This is a genomic window from Actinomadura sp. NPDC049753 (genome assembly GCF_040674655.1).
Taxonomy (GTDB): domain Bacteria; phylum Actinomycetota; class Actinomycetes; order Streptosporangiales; family Streptosporangiaceae; genus Spirillospora; species Spirillospora verrucosospora.
On the sequence record NZ_JBFARL010000013.1, the window covers coordinates 69,846 to 76,173 of the forward strand.

General features: G+C 73.6%; 8 protein-coding genes. 5 read left to right on the top strand and 3 right to left on the bottom strand.

Annotated features, from left to right (window positions below):
* Position 1: 1 nt before the first annotated feature.
* Together AB0K37_RS06100 and AB0K37_RS06105 are read right to left on the bottom strand one after the other, a co-directional pair.
* Positions 2 to 457: a hypothetical protein gene (locus tag AB0K37_RS06100; RefSeq protein ID WP_363975545.1), complete on the bottom strand. Its 456-nt coding sequence runs from the start codon at positions 455 to 457 to the stop codon at positions 2 to 4.
* A complete protein-coding gene (locus tag AB0K37_RS06105) occupies positions 454 to 909 on the bottom strand; it encodes a helix-turn-helix transcriptional regulator (protein ID WP_363975548.1) in 456 nt (151 codons plus the stop codon). Before AB0K37_RS06105 ends, AB0K37_RS06100 begins: the two co-directional genes overlap by 4 nt.
* 175 nt (positions 910 to 1,084) lie before the next feature.
* On the opposite strand from AB0K37_RS06105, the gene AB0K37_RS06110 reads away from it, so the two are divergent.
* Positions 1,085 to 1,468: a DoxX family protein gene (locus AB0K37_RS06110; protein ID WP_363975551.1), complete on the top strand. Its 384-nt coding sequence runs from the start codon at positions 1,085 to 1,087 to the stop codon at positions 1,466 to 1,468.
* Between the two features lie 47 nt (positions 1,469 to 1,515).
* Here the strand turns inward: AB0K37_RS06110 and AB0K37_RS06115 are convergent, their stop codons facing one another.
* Positions 1,516 to 2,574 (bottom strand): neutral zinc metallopeptidase, encoded by a 1,059-nt coding sequence (locus AB0K37_RS06115; RefSeq protein WP_363975554.1) that lies wholly within the window; start codon positions 2,572 to 2,574, stop codon positions 1,516 to 1,518.
* A 42-nt stretch (positions 2,575 to 2,616) separates the two neighbouring features.
* On the opposite strand from AB0K37_RS06115, the gene AB0K37_RS06120 reads away from it, so the two are divergent.
* The 4 genes from AB0K37_RS06120 to AB0K37_RS06135 all read left to right on the top strand — a co-directional run.
* Positions 2,617 to 4,392 (top strand): DUF2207 domain-containing protein, encoded by a 1,776-nt coding sequence (locus AB0K37_RS06120; protein WP_363975557.1) that lies wholly within the window; start codon positions 2,617 to 2,619, stop codon positions 4,390 to 4,392.
* A 61-nt stretch (positions 4,393 to 4,453) separates the two neighbouring features.
* Entirely contained in the window at positions 4,454 to 4,876 is a 423-nt protein-coding gene (locus AB0K37_RS06125) for a hypothetical protein (protein WP_363975560.1), read from the top strand.
* Between the two features lie 184 nt (positions 4,877 to 5,060).
* On the top strand, positions 5,061 to 5,759 hold the full coding sequence (locus AB0K37_RS06130) for an FCD domain-containing protein (RefSeq protein ID WP_363975563.1): 699 nt from the start codon (positions 5,061 to 5,063) through the stop codon (positions 5,757 to 5,759).
* Positions 5,756 to 6,328, top strand: a 573-nt coding sequence (locus AB0K37_RS06135) for an MFS transporter (protein WP_363975566.1), incomplete at its 3' end; no start/stop codon positions are given. The genes AB0K37_RS06130 and AB0K37_RS06135, both read left to right, overlap by 4 nt.

Sequence of the window (6,328 nt, forward strand, 5' to 3'; positions counted from 1 at the left end):
GTTACTTCTTCGCGGTGGAGCGGGACTGCCCGGTGGCCCGGCTCTGCGCCGTCCGGCGCTGCGCGGTGCGGGCCCTGGACGCCTGCTTCGGCGCGGCCTGGTCGGCCGCGGCGATCTCGGCGACCTCGGAGGCCTCGCGGTGCACGACCTTCTTGCCGCGCTCGGCGAGCTCGTCGATGAACTCGACGGCGCGGGTGCCGAAGTGCGTGGCGTACGCGACGGCGGCGCCCGGCAGGTCCTTGGCGTCCACGCGCTCCTGGTACCGGGAGACCTCGCCGCGGTAGCGGCCGACGGTCTCGCGGACCTGCACGCGGTAGCGGTCGACGGTCTCGCGGACCTCGCCCTGGTACCTGGTCACCTGCTCGGGGACCTCACGGATCTTCTCCACCGCGAAGTCGCCTGCGCCGGCCACGGTGTACACGGCCTTGTTCTCACGGAGGTTGCTGGCCAGCGTCATCCGACCTCTTCCCTTCCCTTGCGCTCTGGTCCGGCCTGTTCTGGACCGGTCTCTTCTTCCGGTGCGGCGGTCTCGGCGGGCACGTCGGGCTCGGCGCCGAGGACGCCGCTGGCTTCGTTCTCCTTGAGGAACGACGCGTAGATGTCGAGCAGAACCTGCTTCTGCCGTTCCGTCAGGACGAGGTCGGCCCGCACGGCGGCCTGCACGTCGGTGTCGGCCTCGCGGTCCTCCAGGATTCCGGCCTGCACGTACAGCGCCTCGGCGGAGATCCGCAGCCCCTTGGCGATCTGCTGCAGGATCTCGGCGCTCGGCTTGCGCAGGCCGCGCTCGATCTGGCTCAGGTACGGGTTGGAGATCCCGGACACGTCCGCCAGCTGGCGCAGCGAGATCTTCGCCCGCGTCCGCTGCTCCCGGATGTACTCCCCGATGGAGCCGACCTTCGAACTCGCCATGTCTCCACTCTCCGTCATGGTGCTTGCTATTGCAAGCACCATAGCTAGCACTTTGTGGTGAGACGCCTCACATGCCCGAAATGCCAGGTGGCGCAGGTCACGGCCGGCGCTGTCACACGGGCCGCGGCGCCGGTGTCTTGGGGGCGAACCACTCGTTCCACCAAGGAGGAAGCTCATGAACACGGCACTGTGGATCGCAGCGGGGCTGTTGACCGCAGTGGCACTGACCGGCGGTTTCACCAAGGTCTTCGTGCCCACCGCCAAGCTCGCCGAGGCCCCCGGCGGGCAGTGGACCGGGAGCGCCGGCGACGGCTTCGTGAAGGCGCTCGGCGGTCTGGAACTCCTCGCCGCCGTGGGCCTGGTCCTGCCCGCCGTGGTCGGCATCGCGCCGGTCATGGTGCCGGTGACCGCCGCCTGCTGGGTCCTGCTGATGGTCGGCGCCATGGTCACGCACGGCCGGCGCGGCGAGGGCAAGTTCGTGGCGTTGAACCTGGTCTACCTCGCGATCGCCCTCTTCATCGCGGTGGGCCGCTTCGGCCCCTGGCCCTTCACCGGCTGACCGTGCGCCGGAACCGTCACGCCCCGCCGTCCCCGCGGACGGCGGGGTCAGCTCACCTTGGACGGGGACGCGATCCAGGTGTTGCAGACGGTCAGGTCGCGCCCGTTGAAGCCGGTGATCACCCAGCCCGCGTAGTGGCGGCCCGAGCCGTGGTCGCGCTTCTCCGGCGGCTGGCGGTCGTCGCCCCGGTTCAGCACGTCGTTGATCATGGCCGTGTACTGCTCGCGGGTCATCGGGAGGGTGGTGCGCTCGCTGCCGAGGAACGCGCCCGCGAAGCACTGGGCCTGCAACTCGATGCGGCGGCTCGCCTCCGTGCGGGTGGCGGTGTCGCCGGACTCCATCTGGCCGTCCCCGTAGAGCAGGATCCCGGCCCGGTCCTGGACGTGGTGCCCGTACTCGTGCGCGATCACGCGGGCGTAGACGGCGTAGTGGGACAGCGGTTCGCCGCCGGAGGTCTCCACGACGTGCCGGAGCCCCACGTACATCGTGTTGTTGGCCGGGCAGTAGAAGGCGGACGCGCCGGGCGCCGGGTAGGAGCCGCACGGGCTGCGCCCCGGCTCGACCCAGAACACCCGGTCGGGCTTGTCGAACGCGATGCCGGCCTTGGTGAACTGCTTGGTCCACGCCGCGTCGAGGCAGTCGCTCAGGGTGTCCATGAACCCGCGCATGGACTCGGCCGACGGCTGGATCTGCGGCAGGCGGCAGCTCACCGGCGTGAGCGGGCCCGTCTTGTAGATCTTGCTGTTGGTGGCCTTCTCCCGGGGGGTCGAGGGGCCGCCGGCCGTGGTGGTGGACGTCCCGGTGCCGCCGGAGGCGCCCTGGCTCCCGCCGAACAGCGAGATCCCCAGGATCGCCAGGACCACCAGTGACGTGAGCCCGCCGAAGATGCCCGCGATCGTCCCGCCCGCGCTGCGGCGCGGCGGCGGGCGCATCGGGGCGTACCGGTACTGCGGCGGCCCGTAGGCAGGAGACCCGTAGCCCGGACCGCCATACCCCGGCCCGCCGTACGGCGGGGTCCCCTGCGGCGGGCCACCGTACGGCGGACGGCCGTAGGGCGGTCCCGGAGGCCGCGGCGGAGGGGGCGGCGGGGGGTAGTGACCTGCCATAGCGCAGAATCATCGCACGCATTCCCGATACCATTTGCGGCCATGTCTGCTCTTGCGGCGATGTTCCGGTCGCGTCCGGCGGTCCTGGCGGTCTCGGCGGCGCTGGCCGTCCCCCTGCTGACCTGCACTTCCGCGACGGCGGCCGAGGTCGGCGAGGCGCCCGCGGCCGGTGCGGCGGCGTCCGGTCTCGCGGCCGAGCGGGTGCTCAAGGACGACGTCGTCCTCACCGCGGTCCAGGGCGGCACGGTCAGGGTGAAGGAGACGATCGTCTACCGGTTCGCCGGGCACGACGGCTTCCAGCGGACGTACCCGACCAGGACGCACGAGAGCGTCACCGAGGACCGCGTCCACCGGATCGAGAACCTGCGGGCGGCCAGCCCGGACGGCGGGCCGTCGAAGGCCACCGCGTCCGCCGCGGGCCTGAACACGACGGTCAAGGTGGCGGGCGACCGGAAGCTCACCGGCGACCACACGGTCGTCCTGGAGTACGACGTGCGCGGCGCGATCACCCGGATGGGCGCGGCGGAGGAGCTGCGCTGGCCGGTGGTCGGCGGCTGGAAGGTGCCCCTCGACGAGGCCAAGGCCGTCGTCGACGGCGGCGCGATGATCCGCAACGTCAACTGCTTCACCGGGCCGATCGGCAGCACGATCGGCTGCACGCAGTACTACACGAACCACACGCACACCCAGGGCGTCTTCGCCCAGCAGGGGATGCTGCCCGGCGAGTACCTGACGGTCGTCGCGGGCCTGCCCGCCGGGACGACGGGCGGGCGCGCGATCTACGAGCGTCGCCACACGGTCGCGACCGCGTTCTCCGTCAACGCCGTGACCGGCGCCGCGCTCGCGGGCCTGCTGGTGCTGCTCGTGGGCGGCGTCCTCGCCCTCTACCTGCTGCGCGGCCGGGACGCGCGGACCGTCGGCAAGCGGGCCGCCGAGGGCGACCACGTGCCGGTGGCCGGGACGGAGTTCGAGCCGCCGAACGGGGTGCGGCCCGGCCAGATCGGCACGCTGATCGACGAGCAGGCCGACGTGATCGACGTGACCGCGACGATCGTCGACCTCGCCGTGCGCGGCTACCTGCTGATCGAGGAGGAGGACCGGGCCGTCACCGGCCGCCTCGACTGGACGCTGCGCCGCCTCGAACGCCCGCAGGCCGACCTGCTCCCCTACGAGCGGATCCTGCTGGACGCGCTGCTGACCGCGCCGGACGGGTCCGCCCGCGACGCCGTCCGGCTGTCGGAGCTCGGCGGGACGTTCGCGACGAAGCTGACGCAGGTCAGGTCCGCGATGTACGACGACGTGGTGAAGCAGGGCTGGTTCGCGCGGCGGCCCGACACGGTCCGGTCCCGGTGGACGGTCGCGGGCATCCTCGTGACGCTGCTCGGCATCGCCGGGACGGTCGCGCTGGCGCTCACCACCGAGTGGGCGCTGGCCGGGCTCGCGCTGATCATCGCGGGCGCGGCGCTGGCCTATGGCGGCCAGTACATGCCGGCGAAGACCGCGCGCGGCGCCACGGTCCTCGCGCACACGATCGGTTTCCGCGCGTTCCTGGAGCGCGGCGCCCTCCCCGACGACGGCTCCATGGCGGCGCGCCAGCGGATCGCGCTGTTCTCGCGTTTCCTGCCGTACGCGGTGGTGTTCGACCTCGTGGCGAAGTGGGCCGAGACGGTGAAGGACGCGGGCGAGCGCGCGGAGGGGGCCGACAACCTCTACTGGTACGAGGGCCCGGCGGAATGGGACCTGTCGAAGTTCGCCGAGTCGATGCGCACGTTCACGCTGGCCACGTCGGGGTCCATCTCCCAGTCGCGCGGGCTGTGACGGCGCCGGGCGGTTAACCGCCTGACGCCGGGTAAAGCCTGGGGCGAGGAGGTGTCGCCCCATGGTCGCCAGCGCGGTGATCGCCAGCGCGGTGCTCGCCTCCCCCGCGCCCGCCCCTTCCCATCGCCTCGGGGACGCCTACTTCATGGCCGTCGGCCCGGCCGTCATCTTCGTGGCGCTCATCGCCTGGGTGACGGTCGTGCTGACGACGTCGCACAAGCGCCACCACTATCCCTCCGGCTCCGAGGACGGCCTGCCGCACCGCGGGCCCGTCATGGGCGGGGTGATCATGGGCAGCCCGTCGCAGCGGACGCGCCGCGACCCGGCCCCGTCGGCGACCCATCGCGAGGTCATGGCCCATATCGAGCGGGGGCGCGCGGAAGAGGAGGCGGCCCGCGAGCGGGGACGGGCGGAGGCCGAGAGGGTCCGCGCCGAGCCGCCCGCCAGGACCCGCCGCAGGTTCGGCCTTCCCAGGCTCCGCTGACGCGGAGCGGCCGGAACAGAGGACGCGACGCCCGCCGGATCCGGCGACCCCGCACCCGCACCCCGCCCGGCGGGCGCCGTAGATGCCCGCGGTGGCGGCCGAGACCCCTCCCGGCCGCCACCGCGGGTCCGGCCGCCGGACCGGCTCCTCGTAAGATGTCTGACATCTTACTTTGGAGGCTTTCGTGGCATTGAGTCCCGTACCGGGTGGGTCGACGGTGGACGCCGTGCTCGACCAGCTCCAGGCGCAGGTCAGCGGGGGCGCCTGGCCGGTCGGCCGGCGGATCCCGGCCGAGCTGGAACTGGCCGCGCAGCTCGGGGTCAGCCGTCCGGCCGTCCGGGAGGCGATCCGGGCGCTGTCGCACGTCGGGGTGCTGGAGGTGCGCCGCGGCGACGGGACGTACGTGCGCAGCACCGCCGACCCGCGCCCGCTGCTGCGCCGGGTCTCCCGCGCGTCCGCCCGGGACGTGTTCGAGGTGCAGCTCGCCTACGACGTCCAGGCGGCCCGGCTGGCGGCGCGCCGCCGCACCGGCGCCGACCTGGCGCGGCTGGAGGAGCTGCTCCGCGCCCGCGACGAGGCCACCGAGCCGGACGCGTTCGGCGCCGCCGACGCGCGCTTCCACCTCGGCGTCGCGGAGGCGTCCCGCAACCCGGTGCTGATCGAGGCGATGCGGTTCTTCATCGACCGGCTGCACGAGTCGATGCGCGCGATCCGGCTGGACCGCGAGGTGCCCGAGGCGGGCCCGGCCCGGCACCGCGCCGTGCTGGACGCCATCGCGGCGGGCGACCCGGAGGCGGCCGCGGCGGCCGCCGCCGACGTCGTGGAGCCGACCCTCGCCGTCCTGGAGTCCCTGCTCGGCGACTCGCCCGAGGAGGACGCGTGACCGGGCGGCGCGCCGGGCTGGCCGGCGCCCTGCTGATGATCGTCCTGCTGGCGGTCAACCTGCGGCCGGCGATCGCGGCGGTCGGGCCGCTGCTGACCGAGATCAGCGACGCCTTCCGGCTGTCCGGGACGGCGGCGGGCGCGCTCACCACGCTGCCGCTGGCGTTCTTCGGCTCCTACGGGCTCGCCGCCGCCTTCCTCCGGCGCCCGCCGCGCAGCGAGACGCTGCTGGTGTGCGCGATGGCGCTGCTCGTCGCCGGGCTGCTGCTGCGGCTGCCGGGCGGCGTGGCCGCGCTGTTCGCCGGCTCCCTGGTCGCGGGAATCGCGATCAGCATCGGCAACATCGCGGTGCCGGCCATCATCAAGCGGGACCACCCGTCCCGGATCACCACGGTCACGGCGGTCTACACGGTCGCGGTGACGGCCGGCGCGGCCCTGTCGTCCGGGCTCGCCGTGCCGGTGGAGGACCTGTTCGGCGCCACGTGGCGGCTGCCGCTCGGCCTGCTCGCGATCCCCGCCGCGCTCGCCGGGCTGCTGTGGCTGCCGTGGGCGCGGCGGGCGGCGCACGCG

Excerpts from the sequence above, each read along its gene's own strand:
- AB0K37_RS06125 (WP_363975560.1), top strand. The coding sequence starts at position 4,454 with ATGGTCGCCAGCGCGGTGATCGCCAGCGCGGTGCTCGCCTCCCCCGCG.
- AB0K37_RS06115 (WP_363975554.1), bottom strand. The coding sequence starts at position 2,574 with ATGGCAGGTCACTACCCCCCGCCGCCCCCTCCGCCGCGGCCTCCGGGA.
- AB0K37_RS06110 (WP_363975551.1), top strand. The coding sequence starts at position 1,085 with ATGAACACGGCACTGTGGATCGCAGCGGGGCTGTTGACCGCAGTGGCA.
- AB0K37_RS06120 (WP_363975557.1), top strand. The coding sequence starts at position 2,617 with ATGTCTGCTCTTGCGGCGATGTTCCGGTCGCGTCCGGCGGTCCTGGCG.
- AB0K37_RS06100 (WP_363975545.1), bottom strand. The coding sequence starts at position 457 with ATGACGCTGGCCAGCAACCTCCGTGAGAACAAGGCCGTGTACACCGTG.
- AB0K37_RS06105 (WP_363975548.1), bottom strand. The coding sequence starts at position 909 with ATGGCGAGTTCGAAGGTCGGCTCCATCGGGGAGTACATCCGGGAGCAG.